Genomic DNA, 15,362 nt, shown 5'->3' with positions numbered 1-15,362 from the left:
TGGCGTCCCCTACGGGATTCGAACCCGTGTCACCACCGTGAAAGGGTGGTGTCCTAGGCCTCTAGACGAAGGGGACGAGGCACGCGCGGCGGGGGGCTTGCCCCGGCGCGAAGGGTAAGAGAGTTAAACGGTTGCCCGCCGATAATCAAGAGCATGATTTTGCCCTGTTTTCAGGCTCTTTTGGGCATACCGGGCGGCCCCTTTCGGCCCGGGCCGACACGGGTTAATGTGGCCTTATGAGCGGCGGGCAGATTCTTTTACAGGTCAGCAACCTGACCATGCGGTTCGGCGGCCTTGTGGCTGTCGATCGGGTTTCTTTCAATGCCCTCGAAAACAGCATCACGGCCGTGATCGGCCCCAACGGCGCGGGCAAGACCACGCTTTTCAATTGCCTCACCGGTTTTTACCGCCCTACATCCGGCAACCTTACATTGCGCCCGCCGGGCGGCGATGCCGGGCGCAATACTGCGATCGCGCTCGAGAAAATGCCCCCGCACGAAATCACGGCGCGCGCGGGCATCGCGCGCACGTTCCAGAACATCCGCCTGTTCGCGAGCATGACTGCGCTTGAAAATTTGCTGGTCGCGCAGCATACCGTGCTGATGCGCGCATCCCCGCTCAGTTTCGGCGCGCTGCTTAATTTCCCTAAATTCCGTAAATCGGAAGAGCGTGCGATTGAGAAGGCCCGTTTCTGGCTTGAACAGATGGATTTGCTGCCCCATGCCAACCGACCGGCAGGCGAGCTGCCTTATGGCGCGCAGCGGCGGCTCGAGATCGCGCGGGCGATGTGCACGGACCCTTGCCTGCTTTGCCTTGATGAACCCGCGGCAGGGCTGAACCCGAGCGAATCCGCCGCGCTCGGCAAGCTTCTGGTCAGGATATGCAGGGAACAAAAGATCGGCGTGCTTTTGATCGAACACGATATGAGCGTGGTGATGGGTATTTCGAACCATATCGTCGTGCTGGATTACGGCCGCAAGATCGCGGAAGGCGCGCCTGAGGACATCCGCAGCAATCCCGCTGTGATCCAGGCCTATCTGGGCGAGGATACCACCGAAGGCGACGGGGCCGTGGCATGACGATGCTCGCGCTGCACGATGTCTGTACCTGCTACGGCGCGATCGAAGCGCTGAAGGGCGTGAGCCTTGATGTGAAACAGGGCGAGATCGTGACGCTGATCGGTGCCAACGGCGCCGGGAAATCCACGCTTTTGATGACCGTGTGCGGCAACCCGCGTGCCAGCGCCGGGCGCGTGGAGTTCGAGGGAGAGGATATCACCGGCCTGCAAACCGATGTTATCGTCCGCCGCGGGATCGCGCAGGTGCCGGAAGGCCGCCGCATCTTCAGCCGCATGACGGTGTTCGAAAACCTGCAACTCGGCGCCATACTGGGCAACGAAGCGCATTTCGATGAAGATTTGGAGCGCGTCTATGGCATCTTTCCGCGCCTGAAGGAGCGCGCAGGCCAGCGCGGCGGCACGCTTTCGGGCGGCGAGCAACAGATGCTTGCGATAGGCCGCGCGCTGATGAGCCGGCCGCGCCTGCTTTTGCTTGATGAACCTTCGCTCGGGCTCGCGCCCATCATCGTGAAGCAGATTTTCGCGGTGCTTAAGGCTTTGAACGAACAGGGCACGACCATTTTTCTCGTCGAGCAAAATGCCCATCATGCGCTTAACATCGCGCATCGCGGCTATGTTATGGTGACCGGCAAGATCACGATCACCGGCACGGGCAAGGAATTGCTGGCAAACCCCGAGGTTCGCGCCGCCTATCTCGAAGGGGCCAGTGCGGCCTGAAACGTAAAAGGAGAAACAGTATGAAAACCCCGTCCATTATCCTTGCCGCCGCGCTGATATGTGCCATGACCGCTGCGCCCGCGCGGGCCGATCTCGTGATCGGCGTTGCAGGGCCCATAACCGGGTCCTATTCGACATTCGGCGAACAGATCATGCGCGGCGCGAAGTTCGCGGCCGAGCAGATCAACGCTGCCGGCGGGATCATGGGAGAGAAGATCGAGCTTAAGCTCGTTGATGATGCCTGCGACCCCAAGCAAGCGGTCGCGGTCGCGGGGCAGCTCGCCAGCAATGGCGTGAAATATGTGATCGGGCATTTCTGTTCCGGTTCTTCGATCCCCGCTTCGAAGGTTTATATGGAAGAAGGGATGATCGAGATTTCGCCGTCATCGACAAATCCGAAGCTGACGGACGAAGCCGAAACATATATCTTCCGCGTTTGCGGCCGCGACGATCAGCAGGGCGCCGTGATCGGCAATTACATTGTGAAGTATTTTGCCGGCAAAAAGATCGCGGTTATTCACGACAAAAGCACGGCCGGGAAGGGGCAGGCCGACCAGGCGCGCGAAACCATCAATGCGGGCGGCATCAAGGAAGTGATGTACGAAGCCTATAACGCGGGCGAGCGCGATTATTCGGCGCTTGTTACCAAGCTGAAGGAAGCCGGGGTCGAGCTGCTGATGATCGGCGGCTATCATACCGAAGCGGGGCTGATCGCCCGCCAGCTGCGCGATGCCGGAGCGGATATACAGGTTTTCGGCGGCGATGCGTTGACGACCGAAGAGTATTGGTCGATCGCCGGTACGGCGGGCGAAGGTACGCTGTTCACCTTCGGTCCCGATCCGCGCAAGAATTCGCTTGCGAAGGACGTTGTCGAAGCGATCCGCAAAACCGGCTATGAGCCCGAAGGCTATACGCTCTATACCTACGCCGCGATGCAGGCGCTTGCGGGCGCGATCGAAAAGGTGGGCAGCGCCAAGGACACGAAAAAGATCGCCGGTGCCCTGCGCGCCCAAAGCTATGATACCGTACTTGGCCCGATCGGGTTCAATGAAAAGGGCGATGTGAAGGGCCCCGCTTTCGTGGTCTATCGCTGGCACGACGGCAAATACGCCGAAGTCGAAAACCAATAAGGAGTATCGCCATGCATGCCATCGCCGCCTTTATCGCCGCGCTTTTTCTTGCCGCTCCCGCCTTCGCCGATATCGCCATCGGCATCGTCGGGCCGATGACGGGCCCGGATGCCCCGACGGGCGAACAGGTCCGGCGCGGTGCGGAAGCTGCGGTGGATGATATCAATGCCAAGGGCGGCGTGCTGGGACAGAAGCTGCGTCTTTCGGTCAAGGATGACGTTGACGATCCGCGGCAGGCGGTTGCCAGCGCCAACCAGCTCGCCAGCGAAGGCGTGATCGCGGTCGTGGGGCATGTGGCTTCCGGAGCTTCGATCCCCGCATCGAAAGTTTATGACGAAGAAGGCATGGTGATGGTGTCACCCGCTTCGACCAACCCGGAATTGACGGAGCAGGGTTTTGACGCCGTGTTCCGCCTTTGCGGGCGAGACGACCGGCAAGGCGCAGTGGCGGCGGCGTTCATACTTGAAAAATTTCCCGGCGCAAATATCGCCATCATTCACGACAAAACCGCCTATGGGCAGGGCCTTGCGGACATCGTGCGCGCCGAGCTGGCGAAGGCGGGCGTAAAAAAGGTTTTGTTCGATACCATCACGCGAGGCGAGCGGGATTTTTCCGCCCTGACATCGAAGATGAAGGAAGCCAAGATCGATGTGATTTATTATGGCGGCTATCATTCGGAAGGCGGGCTGATGGTGCGGCAGATGCGCGACCAGAAGTTTAATGCTGTTTTTATCGGCGCGGACGATCTGACGACGCTGACCTTCTGGACCATCACCGGTTCAAGCGGGCAGGGTTCGTATGTGAGTTTCATGGCCGATCCGCGCAAGAACCCCGCTGCGGCCGAAGCGGTGGATAAAATTCGCGCCACAGGCTATGAGCCGGAAAGCTATACGCTCTTCAGCTATGCGGCGGTGCAGCTGCTGGCCGATGCCATGACCCGCGCGGGCAAGGCCGACCCCGCCGCCATGGCGAAAATTATGCATGAACAGAGCTTCGATACCGTGCTGGGCAGCATCGATTTCGACAAAAAGGGCGATGTCGGCACGCAAGGTTTCGTGATGTACCAGTGGCGCGACGGGAATTATCACCAGCTCGATTGACGGGGGCTTTACAGGCCGCCGGATACACTTTATTCCCCTTTGGCTTTCCATAACGAATGGCTGAACCATGCGCCTGATCCGTGCCCTGTATGACTGGACCCTTTTGCAGGCCGAAAAGCCGTGGGCGCGGCGCACGCTGTTCGGGGTCGCGTTTGCCGAAAGTTCATTTTTTCCCATTCCGCCCGATGTGCTGCTTATCCCCATGGTGCTGGCGCAACGCGGCGCGGCGTGGCTGCTGGCGGCGTTGTGCACGGCGGGGTCGATCACTGGTGCGCTCGCGGGCTATGCCATCGGCTACTATCTTTTCGATGCGGTGGGGCAACCGATCCTTGAATTATACGGCTATGCGGAAAAATTCGCGAGCTTTACCGCGAAGTATAACGATCACGGCGCGTGGATCGTGCTCGGTGCGGCGCTGACGCCGTTCCCCTATAAGGTGATTACGATCGCCAGCGGCGTAACCGGGCTCAGCCTGCCGGTTTTCCTTGTTGCGAGCATTGTTGGCCGTGCTGCGCGTTTCTTTCTGGTTGCGGCGCTGCTTTGGTTTTTCGGGGAACCGATCCGCAGGTTCATCGACCGCTGGTTCGGCTTGCTGACACTGGGTTTCTTTGCCCTCTTGGCGGGCGGTTTTGTCCTGATTGGCCTTCTGTAGCGATCAGGCGCTGACCATATGGTCGGGCAGGTCGGCGTGGCGGACCATGTCCGCCTCGTCCAGCCATTCCTGCGCATAGGCAACATGCTTCCAGTTATCGAACCACGGCCCGCCGCGGGTGTAATGGACCACCTTAGGGTCGATGGCCGGGTCGCTATGGCCTTCAAGCCAGTTCCAGGTGGGCGGCAGCGCGCCGATCTCGTTATCTTCAAGCCAGCAGAAGCGGTGCAGATCGCGCCCCGGCACGCTGTTGACCATATCCACCGTTAATTTTGCATTCGACGGGTGCTTGCAGTTCCAGAGCATCATGCTCGACCAGTTCTTGCGCGCATACAGAAGCTGCGCGCGCCCGTCCATCTTCACTTTTTCCGGCGGCTGGTGATTATGCTGCACGCATTGCAGGGCTTTTTCCGGATCAGCCAGTTGAGCCAGCTCGGCGATATCGCCGCGCCACAGAAAATCGCAATCGCAGAACACGGCCCATTCGGTTTTGCTGAGATGCGGAACAAGAAAGCGGCTGATGGCAAACTCGGTGCTCATCGGCGCTTCGGAGATGCAATCCCAAAGGCTGCCGTTGCGTTCTTCGGTCGCGCGGGTATAAAGGCCCTGTGCGCGCATATCGGTCAGTTTGATCGGCACGGTTTTGACCGGCATGCTGGCATGCCGCTCGATCGAATAGGCGCAAACTTTGTACGCAATATCCTCGCGCGCATCGTAGCCTATGAAAACCGTGATTTCTTTCATGAACGGGCCCCTGAATCCCTTTCTTCCAAATATAGGCATATCATGCACCGCAATCTTCTCAAAATCCGTCTTTTTTGCCTTTATGCGGCGGCCCGTACGGCTTCGCTGAACACGGCGCGCCATTTCCCGGCGATGACGGCGGGCGCATAGTGCATTTCTATGTATTGCCTGCCCGCCTTGACCTGTTGCAGCGTGCTGGCGCTATCTTGCTGCGCGGCGGCGATGCCTTGCGCGATATCGAATGTAAGGCGGCAGTATTCGTCGAATTCCTTATAGCTGGGCAGCGGGTAGGCCACGACTGCCCGCCCGGCCCATAGCGCTTCGATCAGGCGGTTGGCGCCTTTGACCGTTTTTTTCTCGTTCTCGAGGCTGGGAATGATCGCCATATCGCATGCCGCCAGCGCATGCCAAAGCCCGTCCATGCTCCATTGTGCCAGCGTAATGCGGAAATTTTCGGTTTGTGCGCGCAGAAAATCGTTCAGCGCCGGATGCGGCCCGGTCATGATGGTAAGGGATATTTTATTTTGCTGCGCCAGCGCCGCGAGGCCGCCCAGAACGGGCACGAGCGTATCGAGGTTGCTTTGATGCCCGAACCACAGCAGCTTCAGCGGCCCTTCCGCCGCGGGGGCGAAACGGGCTTCGCCGCCCGGGCCTTCGAACGGGTCGGGCACCACAATGGCATCGCGGCCCGTGGCTTGTTTGATGATGTCGGCCATCATCGGCGTGCTGGCAACTACGATATCGGCGATGGCGGCAAGCTGCGTGTGCAGCGGCCCCGTATCGGCCCTGTTGAAATGGTTGTCGCAATAATCGGCGATCAGCGTGTGGCCGGTGGCCTTGCTGGCGGCGGCAATTTCGATCATTTTCGGGCTGAAGAATTTTCCCACGACCGCGATGCGGGTGCCCAGCTTCTGCCAGTAGCCCTTCAGCTCGTCGATGTTGACATCGCCGAGATTGCCGAAGATCGAACATTCGACGCCAAGCGGCTTTAGTTCCCGCGCGGGGATCAGGCAGCGGTAGCGTGCGCTGGCCAGATTGCTGGTCAGCGTGCCTGCTGGATCCTTGGTGAAAGGCGTTTCGTTAAGCCAGGCGATATGCATGCTCGTTCCATTTTTTGCGGTACGAATCGAATATAGCCGCTTACAGAAGAGGTGGAAACTCCTCCAGCACCTTGCGCGCCAGCGGTATGGTCACGGCGCGCCCCGCTGCCATGGCCGCTTCGTCCAGCGCGGCGACGATGCGTGCGATCGCGGCGGGGTGGCGTTCCACGCGCGGCAAAAGGTAATCGAGTACGTCCTGCCCGATAGGCAATTGCCGGTCGCTGAACTGCTTCATCATCATGCCGGCCACTAGCTGATCGTCCGGCGACGCGAGCGCTACGGCGGTGCAAGCAAGCAGACGGGAGCGCAGATCGGCAAGTTCCGCATTCCATTGCTTGGGCGGCGCGGTCGCCGTAAGCAGCAGCGCGCCGCCGCGTTCCTGCATGATGTTGTAGAGATGGAGCAAGGCTTCTTCCGCCGTGCGGTCGCCCGCCACGCCGTCCGCGCCATCAATCGCCACGGCACGCGGGGCGGCCGCAAGGTCTTCGCGCACCAGTTGCGCGGGGGTAAGCATTTTTGCTTGTGCCAGTGCTTGCCAGACATGCACCAGATGGGTTTTGCCGCTGCCGTGCGGCCCGTGCAGAATAAGCGTGCGTTGCGGCCATTCCTGCCAGCGGTCCAGCCATGCCACCGCGTCGCGGTTGCTGGGTGTGACCATAAAATCTTCCCGCCCCATTGCCGCGCGGTGGGGCAGGGGAAGCGGGATCTGTCTGGCGGGGCTGGTCATCAGGTTTTGTAAAATTCGCTGTCTTTATATTGCCTGACCGCAAAGCGGATCAGCACGCCGATCACGGCAGCGACGGGAACGGCAATCAGCACGCCGAGAAAACCGAGCAGGCTGCCGCCCGCGAAAATGGCAAACAAAATCCAGACCGGGTGCAACCCGACGCGGTCTCCCACCAGTTTGGGCGTCAGGAAATAGCCTTCGAGCGCCTGCCCGACCACGAAAACGCCAAGCACCATGGCGACCGGCTGCCACGTATCGAACTGCATCAGCGCGAGAATGAGGCTGATGATCCAGCCGAAGGTGGTGCCCACATAGGGGATAAAGGAAAGGACGCCGGCTGTGATGCCGATCACGGCGCCGAATTGCAAGCCCACGATGCTAAGGCCGATGGCGTAGATGGAGCCGAGCGCGAGGCACACCATCGCTTGCCCGCGCAGGAAGCCGGCCAGCATGCCGTCAATCTGGTTCAGCTCGGCCCGGATGATATCGTAGTGCTGGCGCGGCAGGATTTTATCGATCGTGCCGGTCAGCTTTGGCCAATCGCGCAGCAGGTAAAAGGCCACCACCGGCGTAATCACAATCAGCGTCAGAATATCAAAAATGGCCATGCCGCCGGTCAGAAGGTTTTTCATGACCCGGCCGAGCCAGTTCACGGCTTCGCCCGCATACTGGCCCGCGGCGGTGCGCAGCCGTTCCATATCTTCGGGTGATATGTGCGCCAGAACGCCTTCGATCCACGGGCGCACATCCTGCTCGATCTGCTTGGCATAGCCGGGGATCGCGTTCACGAGCGCAATGATCTGCCCCTGTACAACGGGTAGCAGCAACAGAAAAGCCAGCACGAGGATAAGGATGAAAACCAGAAGCACGAGCATGGTCGCAAGCCAGCGCGGCACCTTGTTGACGGTAAGGCGCCCGACGATGGGATCAAGGAAGTAGGCGATCGCGAAACCCGCAACGAAAGGCAGCAGAATCGGGCTGAGCAGCCATACCAGCGCGGCGAAGACCGCGAAGGTGATGAACCAGAACCGAAGATGGTTGGTGACCGTCATGCCGCTTGTCGCCATTTTCGTCGTTCCCTAGCGTTCGCTGCGCAATTCCCATGCGCCGGCCCCGGCGGCCTGATGGAGCGCGAGATCGTATTGCGCAAGCGCGATCCGCAACTGGTTTACATCGCCCTGAAAGATAACCTCGATATGGGCGCTGTCGCGCGTCAGGGTAATAACATCGACCTTGTTGACAAGCGGCACCTTTGTCAACCGCTGGCGCATCACCGCCCAATCCTGCAGCGACTGGATCGGCACGCGCACCGGCAGCCGCACGGCGGCCCCGCTGGCGCTCACGCGCGTGGCCTGTTTCCAGCCGCGTTCAAGCTGGTCGCGGATTTTTGTGACGGCGGCATACAGCATGGTTTCCGCATCCTGTCCCGGCATGGCGGGGATGGTGATGGCGACGGGTGATGCCGCTTCGCCTGCCGCATCATACCGCTTGATGGTAATCTCGAGCGGCTTTTCGGGATCGACCTTGTTGCCCTCCACGATCGGTACAATGATTCCGCCCGTATCGTAGGCCGTCGCTGCCTTGGCCAGCGCGGCGGCATCGCCCTGCATCACTTCGTTGGTGCCGACGATGGCGATATCGCTTAGCTCCCCGGTCGGGACCACAAGCGGCACCAGCCCGTCATGGCGGGCGGCGTTATCCCAAGCCGCGCGCCATGGGGTGGGTTCTTCCCACAGCACGGCGCGGCCGTTGCTCGGCATTACCGGCAAAACCAGCACGGGCTTGCTACGCAGTTCGGAATAGCTGATCCCGCCGTTCTGCAGCATCTGCCGGATGTCGTTTTGCTTGAAGCGTACCGTAAAGGTCGCGAGATAACGTACTGAAGATGTACGCTCATTCAATATTTCAAAATCCTGCACGAGGTTGGCGATATCGTCGTCGGTCAGATCGCTGAGATCGACATTTGCCCCCATGCGGGCCAGCAGCTGGCCCAACGCATCGCGCTGGCCCTGGGCGATGGCCTTGTCGCGGGCGGCAGCGGCGTTGTCGGAGGTGATATCCACATCCACGCCATGGACGGCGTAAAGGTCATCGACGCCCTGCGCCATGGCGGGGGAGACGGTAAAACCCTGAAGCAGAAGCCCTAAAATGGCTAAAACAGCGCCGAAACGACGCCCACAGGCAAACATTGTCAAAAGCTGCATTTCCGCTATCTTCTCGGCACGAAGGCCCCGCCGGAATGGGGCTACCCATTTATAGCCAAGCCTTGCGGCTAAAAAAAGGCCTAAACCTTGAAAGGGACGCTGTGACCGGTAAACCCTCCCGCGCTGAAACAAACGCCCCGCCGAAAGCCGCTGGCGGAGCCTATGCCGCCGCCGGGGTGGATATCGATGCCGGCAATGCACTGGTTGAGGCTATCAAGCCGTTGGCCAAAAGTACGGCCCGCAAGGGTTCCGGCGCCGGGCTGGGCGGTTTCGGGGCGCTGTTCGACCTGAAGGCCTGCGGCTTCCGCGACCCGCTTTTGGTGACGACAACGGACGGCGTGGGCACCAAGCTCAAGATTGCCGCCGCCGCGGGCAAGCACGATACGATCGGGATTGATCTTGTCGCGATGTGCGTGAACGATTTGATCGCGCAGGGCGCGGAGCCGCTTTTGTTCCTCGATTACTATGCAACCGGCAAGCTGGATGTGGATGCCGCAAAGCAGGTCGTGTCCGGCATTGCCGAAGGTTGCAGGCAGGCGGGCTGTGCGCTTGTGGGCGGCGAAACGGCGGAGATGCCGGGCATGTACGGCGCGGGCGATTACGATCTTGCGGGTTTTTCCGTTGGCGCGGTGGAGCGCGACGCGGTTTTGCCGCGCAGCGATATCGCGCCGGGCGATGCCGTACTTGGCGTGGCTTCGCACGGCGTACACAGCAACGGGTATTCGCTTGTGCGCCGCGTGGCCGAGCGTGCCGGGCTGGCCTATGACGCAAAAGCGCCGTTCGGGAACGGCGAAAGCCTCGCGGAAACGCTTTTGAAGCCGACCCGCATTTACGTGCGTAGCGCGCTGGTGGCATGCAAGACAGGCGGGGTGAAAGCTATCGCTCACATCACCGGCGGCGGATTGACGGAAAACATTCCGCGCGTGCTTCCGGATGGCATGGGCGTGCGGCTGCAGGCGGAAAGCTGGCCGGTGCTGCCGGTGTTCCACTGGCTGGCAAAGGCGGGCGAGATTTCGGGCGCCGAAATGGCGCGCACCTTCAATTGCGGGATCGGGCTTGTTGTCGTGGCCGAAGCGGCGAAGGTGGATGCCGTTAAGGCCGCGCTGGAAAGCGAAGGCGACAAGGTTTATGCGATTGGCGCGGTCGAACAGGCGGGCGGCGCGCAGCGCGTCGCGATCGAAGGCATGGATAAGGTATGGCCGTGCTGAAACCGCCGTTGAAGCTGGGCGTGCTGATTTCCGGCCGCGGCAGCAATCTGCAGGCGCTTATCGATGCAGTGCGGGCGGAAGCTTTTCCTGCCGAAATCGCGCTGGTTATATCGAATAAAAAAGACGCTGCCGGGCTGCAGCGTGCGGCCGAAGCGGGCATTCCCACCAAGGTGATTGACCATAAAGCCTTTGCCGGGCGCGAAGCGTTCGAGCTCGCGCTCGATGACGCGTTGCGCCAGGCCGGGGTCGGGCTGGTGTGCCTTGCCGGGTTCATGCGCGTGCTTGGCGCTGCATTCGTAGGCAAGTGGCAGGATAAAATGATCAACATCCACCCATCCCTGTTGCCCGCCTATCCGGGGCTAGATACTCACCGCCGCGCGATCGAGGCGGGCGAGAAATACAGCGGCTGCACGGTGCATTTTGTGTGGCCCGAGGTTGATGCCGGGCCGGTTATTCTGCAGGGCAAGGTGCCTGTGCGCCCGGGCGACAACGAAGACGCGCTTGCCGCGCGTGTGCTTGAGCTTGAACATAAGCTCTATCCCCTCGCGGTGCGCATCATCGCCGAAGGGAAGGCGCGGATCGTCGATGGCAGGGTTGTGCTGGACGATGCGACGGGCAAGGCGGTGCAGGCGTTGCTTGCCTTGCCGGGTCAAAAGGTTTAATTTTTTTTCAGCTATCAGGCGACAGGAGAAACAGATGGCCGCGAAGACAGAACATGCAAATGTTGACCGCACGGTAAAAGAGCTTCTGCCGTCAAGCAAGGCGGGCTGGGCCGTTTTCACGAAGGCAGCCGCGGGCGCCGTGATCGGCGTTGCGGCGATCTTGCTGCTGATGCTTTTGTTCCTATACGTACTTTAATCAGCCGACGATTTCGGTACCGCTGAAGAAGTAGGCGATCTCGATCTTCGCGTTTTCCTGGCTGTCGGAGCCATGAACCGAATTCGCCTCGATGCTTTCGGCGAATTCCTTGCGGATCGTACCGGGCGCGGCGTTGGCCGGGTTGGTTGCGCCCATAATCTCGCGGTTCTTCGTGACCGCATTTTCCCCTTCAAGCACCTGCACCACGACGGGGCCGGATACCATGAATTCGCACAGATCCTTGAAGAACGGGCGTTCGCGGTGGACGCCATAGAACGCTTCGGCTTGCCTGCGGCTGAGCCAGATACGTTTTTGCGCCACGATGCGCAGGCCAGCTTCCTCGAACTTGCTGTTGATCTTGCCGGTCAGGTTGCGGCGGGTCGCGTCGGGCTTGATGATGGAAAAAGTCTGTTCAACGGCCATTGATAGGGTTCTCCGATGGTATCCCGCTGGCGGGGCAAAGTGGTGGGGTTATAAACGGCTGCGCCGGGGCTGGCAAGGGTTGCTGCCCGGGTTGAACAGCAGGCCCTATCTATTTGCTTTTTTGGGTAAAAAAGCCAGCATACCATCGGTCAGCGCAGGTGGCAGAAGCGCAAGAAACCATACAAGGAAATACATCGTGAAGGGGAAGGCGATTCTCGGTTTATTGCGCGCCAGCCCCCGTTTGATGATCCCGGCTGCGCGTTCCGCCGTCATCAGGAAGGGCATGGGGAATTTGTTACCGTTCGTCATCGGCGTTTTGACATAGCCGGGGCATATGACGCTGACGCCCACGCCTTTATAAGCCATGTCGCCGCGCAGCCCTTCGCCATAGACCTTGGCGGCTGCCTTGCTGGCGCAATAGGCGGGCGAACCCGGAAAGCCGCGAAAGCCTGCAAGCGAGGCCATGATCGCGATTTGCCCGCGCCCGCGCGCCGTCATCGCGCCCAGAAGCGGTTGCACGGTATTGAGCATGCCATCGACATTGATCGCCATGATTTCATGCACCTGCTGCGCGCTTTCGCTGCCCGCTGCGGTGCCGCCGGAAATACCGGCATTGGCGATCACCAGATCGACCGGTTGCGCGGTATCGAGCGAAAGCAGCCAGGCTTGCATCGCGCCGCGGCTGGTTACATCGATGGTGGCCGTGACCGCCATCGCGCCCTTGGCGCGCGCTTCGACCGCAATTTGTTCGAGCCGCGCGGTATTGCGCCCGCACAGGCTTAGCCGCACGCCCGGCGCGGCATAGGCAAGCGCCAGCGCGGCGCCAAGTCCGCTGGACGCGCCCGTAATCACAATATGTTCTGGGGGCTTCATGGCTGCAGGCTAGCGCATCCTGCGCCCGCAGGCTAGATTGGTTGAAATCGATTCACAGCCCGTTTTTAGATCGCCCATGTCGGAACGTTACAGCAGCCAGGAAATCAAGCGTCGGGGACTAATGCTTGTGCTTTCCTCGCCCTCCGGGGCCGGGAAAACCAGCATTTCTCGTCATTTGCTCGATATCGACGATGGCCTGGCGCTTTCGATATCCACAACCACCCGTCCCAAACGGCCGGGCGAGACCAACGGCACGGATTATGTGTTCGTGGACAAGCTCGATTTCAACAAGATGATCGACCGGGGTGAATTCCTTGAATACGCCAAGGTATTCAACAACTATTACGGCACGCCCAAAGCGCCGGTCGAAGCGGCGCTGGCGGGCGGGCGCGACGTGCTGTTCGATATCGATTGGCAAGGCACGCAGCAATTGGCGGAAAAAGCGCGCGACGATGTGGTCAGCGTTTTTATCCTGCCGCCCAGCTGGCGCGATCTTGAAAAACGCCTGCATGCCCGCGGGCAGGACGATGCGGCGGAAATCAGCCGCCGCATGGGCCGTGCCGCCGATGAAATGAGCCATTGGGCCGAATATGATTACGTGATCGTCAACCACGATCTTGGCGCCAGCGTCGTGGCCGTGCAGGCTATATTGCTGAGCGAACGGTTGAAGCGTCGCCGGCAGGTTGGCCTTTCGGAATTCGTCAAGGGCCTGTCGCAGGGGCGCTGATCTCGCGGGCCAGTTTTACGAATTGCTCGACGCTTAAATCCTCCGCCCGCAGGCTGGGTTCGATCCCGGCTTTGATCAGCAAGGCTTCGCCGCCGAGCGGCTTCAGGCTGGCGCGCAGCATCTTGCGGCGCTGGCCGAACGCGGCGGCCGTCACGGCTTCAAGCCTTGCAAGCGGCACATCCTGCGGCCTGTTTGCGCGGGGCGTGAAATGCACGACGCTTGAATTGATTTTGGGCGGCGGGGTAAAGGCGCGCGCGGGAATATTCAGCGCCCGCGTCACGTCGCAGCAAAACTGGCTGATTACCGAAAGGCGGCCGTAATCCTTGCTGCCCGGCTTGGCGAGGATGCGGCTTGCGACTTCCGCCTGGAACATCAGCGTCATGGAGCGGAAATTCTCGATCTGCTTTAGCCATCCGATCAGCAGCTCGGTGCCCACGTTATAGGGCAGGTTGGCGACAATGGCGCGCGGCGCGGGCGCAAGATCCGCCAGCGCGGTGCGCAGCGCATCGCCTTCGATAATTTTTAACCGCCCTTCGCCGCGCTCCACGAGATCGGCCAGCGCGCGCACGCAGCGCGCGTCGCGTTCGATCGCGATAATCCTTTCCGCTTCGCCGGCAAGCAGCGCGCGTGTCAGCCCGCCGGGGCCGGGGCCGATTTCGAACACCGTGCAGCCGCGCAAATCGCCCGCAGCCCGCACGATGCGGTTCGTGAGATTGAGATCGAGCAAGAAATGCTGCCCCAGCGCCTTGGCGGCGCGCAGATCGTAGGCGGCGATCACATCGCGCAACGGCGGCAACCTATCGAGCCAGCCCGGCGCAGCGTTCATGGGGCAATCCTTGACGCCATGTCGCGCGCCATCAACAGGGCGTTGATGAAACTTTCCGCGTTTGCTGTGCCGCGCCCGGCGATGCCGAGTGCCGTGCCGTGGTCGGGCGAGGTGCGGATGAAGGGCAGCCCGAGCGTGACATTGACGCCGCCCCAGAAATCCAGCGTTTTGAGCGGGATCAGCGCCTGATCGTGGTACATGCAGATGGCGCAATCGTAATCCTTGCGCGCTTCGGCATGGAACATGGTATCGGGCGGGTGCGGGCCGCTGGCGGCGATGCCGCGTGCCCGCAGCGCGGCGATGGCCGGGGCGATAATCTTCTGTTCTTCGTCGCCGATTTTTCCGTCTTCGCCCGCATGCGGGTTGAGCCCTGCCACCGCGAGCCGGGGCGAGGCGATACCGAGCTTGCGGTGCAGGTCTTCCGCCGTTATGGCGGCGATGGCAACGATTTTTTCCGTTGTCAGCGCTTCGGCCACCGTGCGCAGCGGCACATGTACCGTCACGGGGACGACGCGCAGCCCTTGCGCCGCCAGCAGCATAACGGGCGGCGTTTTTATGCCCGCAAGTTCGGCAAGAAATTCGGTATGCCCGGGGTGCTTGAACCCCGCCTGCTGCAGCGTGCTTTTCTGGATCGGCGCGGTAACGACGCCTGCGCAATCGCCCCGCTGCACGGCTTCGACCGCGCGCTTGATGCTTTCGATCACGGCGGGGGCATTGGCGGCATCGAGCTTGCCCGGCTGGCAGCGCGTGGCCAGCTTGACGGGCACGACCGGCAGCGGGCCGCGGGGCAGCGCGGCTGCCTCGCCCGGCGCCCGTATTTCAGCGATTTCGGCTTCGATACCCAATTGGCCGGCCAGCGTGCGCAGCCGTTCGGGGTCGTCGAATGCCACAAAGGGCGGAAGTTTGTGCTGCGCCCGCGCCGCGAAGGCGGCGAGCATAACTTCCCCGCCGACCCCGGCGGGTTCGCCCATGGTGACGGCAAGCGGCCTTTTCAT

General features: G+C 61.2%; 17 protein-coding genes and 1 tRNA gene. 8 read left to right on the top strand and 10 right to left on the bottom strand.

Annotation, left to right across the window (positions count from 1 at the left end):
* Window positions 1-76, bottom strand: a tRNA-Glu gene (locus GC131_00890).
* Between the two features lie 160 nt (window positions 77-236).
* Here GC131_00890 and GC131_00885 point away from each other — a divergent pair.
* The 5 genes from GC131_00885 (at window position 237) to GC131_00865 (ending at window position 4,677) form a co-directional block, all read left to right on the top strand.
* Window positions 237-1,079 carry an ATP-binding cassette domain-containing protein gene (locus tag GC131_00885; GenBank protein ID MBI1272628.1) on the top strand — a complete coding sequence of 281 codons (843 nt, stop codon included), beginning with the start codon at window positions 237-239 and terminating at the stop codon, window positions 1,077-1,079.
* A gap of 2 nt (window positions 1,080-1,081) precedes the next feature.
* Window positions 1,082-1,795, top strand: a complete 714-nt coding sequence (locus GC131_00880; protein ID MBI1272627.1) for an ATP-binding cassette domain-containing protein — start codon at window positions 1,082-1,084, stop codon at window positions 1,793-1,795.
* A gap of 20 nt (window positions 1,796-1,815) precedes the next feature.
* Window positions 1,816-2,925, top strand: coding sequence for an ABC transporter substrate-binding protein (locus GC131_00875; GenBank protein MBI1272626.1), 1,110 nt, complete (start codon window positions 1,816-1,818; stop codon window positions 2,923-2,925).
* Window positions 2,926-2,936: 11 nt separating this feature from the next.
* The gene (locus tag GC131_00870; GenBank protein MBI1272625.1) at window positions 2,937-4,025 is read left to right on the top strand and encodes an ABC transporter substrate-binding protein; all 1,089 of its coding nucleotides are present in this window, start codon (window positions 2,937-2,939) and stop codon (window positions 4,023-4,025) included.
* A 73-nt stretch (window positions 4,026-4,098) separates the two neighbouring features.
* Entirely contained in the window at window positions 4,099-4,677 is a 579-nt protein-coding gene (locus GC131_00865; GenBank protein MBI1272624.1) for a DedA family protein, read from the top strand.
* A gap of 3 nt (window positions 4,678-4,680) precedes the next feature.
* Here GC131_00865 and GC131_00860 read toward each other — a convergent pair whose 3' ends face one another.
* From GC131_00860 to GC131_00840, 5 genes are all read right to left on the bottom strand, one after another.
* Window positions 4,681-5,421 (bottom strand): glycosyltransferase, encoded by a 741-nt coding sequence (locus tag GC131_00860; protein ID MBI1272623.1) that lies wholly within the window; start codon window positions 5,419-5,421, stop codon window positions 4,681-4,683.
* Window positions 5,422-5,501: 80 nt separating this feature from the next.
* A complete protein-coding gene (locus GC131_00855; protein ID MBI1272622.1) occupies window positions 5,502-6,521 on the bottom strand; it encodes a hypothetical protein in 1,020 nt (339 codons plus the stop codon).
* A 40-nt stretch (window positions 6,522-6,561) separates the two neighbouring features.
* On the bottom strand, window positions 6,562-7,248 hold the full coding sequence (locus tag GC131_00850) for a DNA replication protein (protein MBI1272621.1): 687 nt from the start codon (window positions 7,246-7,248) through the stop codon (window positions 6,562-6,564).
* Window positions 7,248-8,300 carry an AI-2E family transporter gene (locus tag GC131_00845; protein ID MBI1272620.1) on the bottom strand — a complete coding sequence of 351 codons (1,053 nt, stop codon included), beginning with the start codon at window positions 8,298-8,300 and terminating at the stop codon, window positions 7,248-7,250. The genes GC131_00850 and GC131_00845 overlap by 1 nt, the downstream gene beginning before the upstream one ends.
* 27 nt (window positions 8,301-8,327) lie before the next feature.
* Window positions 8,328-9,452 carry a DUF2066 domain-containing protein gene (locus GC131_00840; protein ID MBI1272619.1) on the bottom strand — a complete coding sequence of 375 codons (1,125 nt, stop codon included), beginning with the start codon at window positions 9,450-9,452 and terminating at the stop codon, window positions 8,328-8,330.
* A gap of 35 nt (window positions 9,453-9,487) precedes the next feature.
* On the opposite strand from GC131_00840, the gene GC131_00835 reads away from it, so the two are divergent.
* A complete protein-coding gene (locus GC131_00835; protein MBI1272618.1) occupies window positions 9,488-10,660 on the top strand; it encodes a phosphoribosylformylglycinamidine cyclo-ligase in 1,173 nt (390 codons plus the stop codon).
* Window positions 10,648-11,322, top strand: a complete 675-nt coding sequence (locus GC131_00830; protein MBI1272617.1) for a phosphoribosylglycinamide formyltransferase — start codon at window positions 10,648-10,650, stop codon at window positions 11,320-11,322. Before GC131_00835 ends, GC131_00830 begins: the two co-directional genes overlap by 13 nt.
* 196 nt (window positions 11,323-11,518) lie before the next feature.
* On the opposite strand, the gene GC131_00825 is transcribed toward GC131_00830, so the two are convergent.
* On the bottom strand, window positions 11,519-11,941 hold the full coding sequence (locus GC131_00825; GenBank protein MBI1272616.1) for a nucleoside-diphosphate kinase: 423 nt from the start codon (window positions 11,939-11,941) through the stop codon (window positions 11,519-11,521).
* Window positions 11,942-12,046: 105 nt separating this feature from the next.
* Window positions 12,047-12,814 carry an SDR family NAD(P)-dependent oxidoreductase gene (locus GC131_00820; protein MBI1272615.1) on the bottom strand — a complete coding sequence of 256 codons (768 nt, stop codon included), beginning with the start codon at window positions 12,812-12,814 and terminating at the stop codon, window positions 12,047-12,049.
* Window positions 12,815-12,890: 76 nt separating this feature from the next.
* Between GC131_00820 and GC131_00815 the strand changes: the two genes are divergently transcribed.
* On the top strand, window positions 12,891-13,541 hold the full coding sequence (locus GC131_00815) for a guanylate kinase (GenBank protein MBI1272614.1): 651 nt from the start codon (window positions 12,891-12,893) through the stop codon (window positions 13,539-13,541).
* Here the strand turns inward: GC131_00815 and rsmA are convergent.
* Both rsmA and pdxA read right to left on the bottom strand, forming a co-directional pair.
* Window positions 13,516-14,367 carry a 16S rRNA (adenine(1518)-N(6)/adenine(1519)-N(6))-dimethyltransferase RsmA gene (gene rsmA, locus GC131_00810; GenBank protein MBI1272613.1) on the bottom strand — a complete coding sequence of 284 codons (852 nt, stop codon included), beginning with the start codon at window positions 14,365-14,367 and terminating at the stop codon, window positions 13,516-13,518. The two genes, GC131_00815 and rsmA, sit on opposite strands and share 26 nt — an antisense overlap.
* Entirely contained in the window at window positions 14,364-15,362 is a 999-nt protein-coding gene (gene pdxA / locus GC131_00805; protein MBI1272612.1) for a 4-hydroxythreonine-4-phosphate dehydrogenase PdxA, read from the bottom strand. Before pdxA ends, rsmA begins: the two co-directional genes overlap by 4 nt.

Source organism: Alphaproteobacteria bacterium (assembly GCA_016124955.1).
Classification (GTDB): domain Bacteria; phylum Pseudomonadota; class Alphaproteobacteria; order UBA9219; family RFNS01; genus RI-461.
Note: the sequence above shows the minus strand (reverse complement) of the source record. Positions and strands in the feature narration are given on the sequence as shown.

Bases quoted from the DNA above. Each gene is read 5' to 3' on its own strand.
- GC131_00885 (MBI1272628.1), top strand. From the start codon at position 237: ATGAGCGGCGGGCAGATTCTTTTACAGGTCAGCAACCTGACCATGCGG.
- GC131_00880 (MBI1272627.1), top strand. From the start codon at position 1,082: ATGCTCGCGCTGCACGATGTCTGTACCTGCTACGGCGCGATCGAAGCG.
- GC131_00875 (MBI1272626.1), top strand. From the start codon at position 1,816: ATGAAAACCCCGTCCATTATCCTTGCCGCCGCGCTGATATGTGCCATG.
- GC131_00870 (MBI1272625.1), top strand. From the start codon at position 2,937: ATGCATGCCATCGCCGCCTTTATCGCCGCGCTTTTTCTTGCCGCTCCC.
- GC131_00860 (MBI1272623.1), bottom strand. From the start codon at position 5,421: ATGAAAGAAATCACGGTTTTCATAGGCTACGATGCGCGCGAGGATATT.
- GC131_00855 (MBI1272622.1), bottom strand. From the start codon at position 6,521: ATGCATATCGCCTGGCTTAACGAAACGCCTTTCACCAAGGATCCAGCA.
- GC131_00850 (MBI1272621.1), bottom strand. From the start codon at position 7,248: ATGACCAGCCCCGCCAGACAGATCCCGCTTCCCCTGCCCCACCGCGCG.
- GC131_00845 (MBI1272620.1), bottom strand. From the start codon at position 8,300: ATGACGGTCACCAACCATCTTCGGTTCTGGTTCATCACCTTCGCGGTC.
- GC131_00840 (MBI1272619.1), bottom strand. From the start codon at position 9,452: ATGCAGCTTTTGACAATGTTTGCCTGTGGGCGTCGTTTCGGCGCTGTT.
- GC131_00835 (MBI1272618.1), top strand. From the start codon at position 9,488: ATGGGGCTACCCATTTATAGCCAAGCCTTGCGGCTAAAAAAAGGCCTA.
- GC131_00830 (MBI1272617.1), top strand. From the start codon at position 10,648: ATGGCCGTGCTGAAACCGCCGTTGAAGCTGGGCGTGCTGATTTCCGGC.
- GC131_00825 (MBI1272616.1), bottom strand. From the start codon at position 11,941: ATGGCCGTTGAACAGACTTTTTCCATCATCAAGCCCGACGCGACCCGC.
- GC131_00820 (MBI1272615.1), bottom strand. From the start codon at position 12,814: ATGAAGCCCCCAGAACATATTGTGATTACGGGCGCGTCCAGCGGACTT.
- GC131_00815 (MBI1272614.1), top strand. From the start codon at position 12,891: ATGTCGGAACGTTACAGCAGCCAGGAAATCAAGCGTCGGGGACTAATG.
- rsmA (MBI1272613.1), bottom strand. From the start codon at position 14,367: ATGAACGCTGCGCCGGGCTGGCTCGATAGGTTGCCGCCGTTGCGCGAT.
- pdxA (MBI1272612.1), bottom strand. From the start codon at position 15,362: ATGAAAAGGCCGCTTGCCGTCACCATGGGCGAACCCGCCGGGGTCGGC.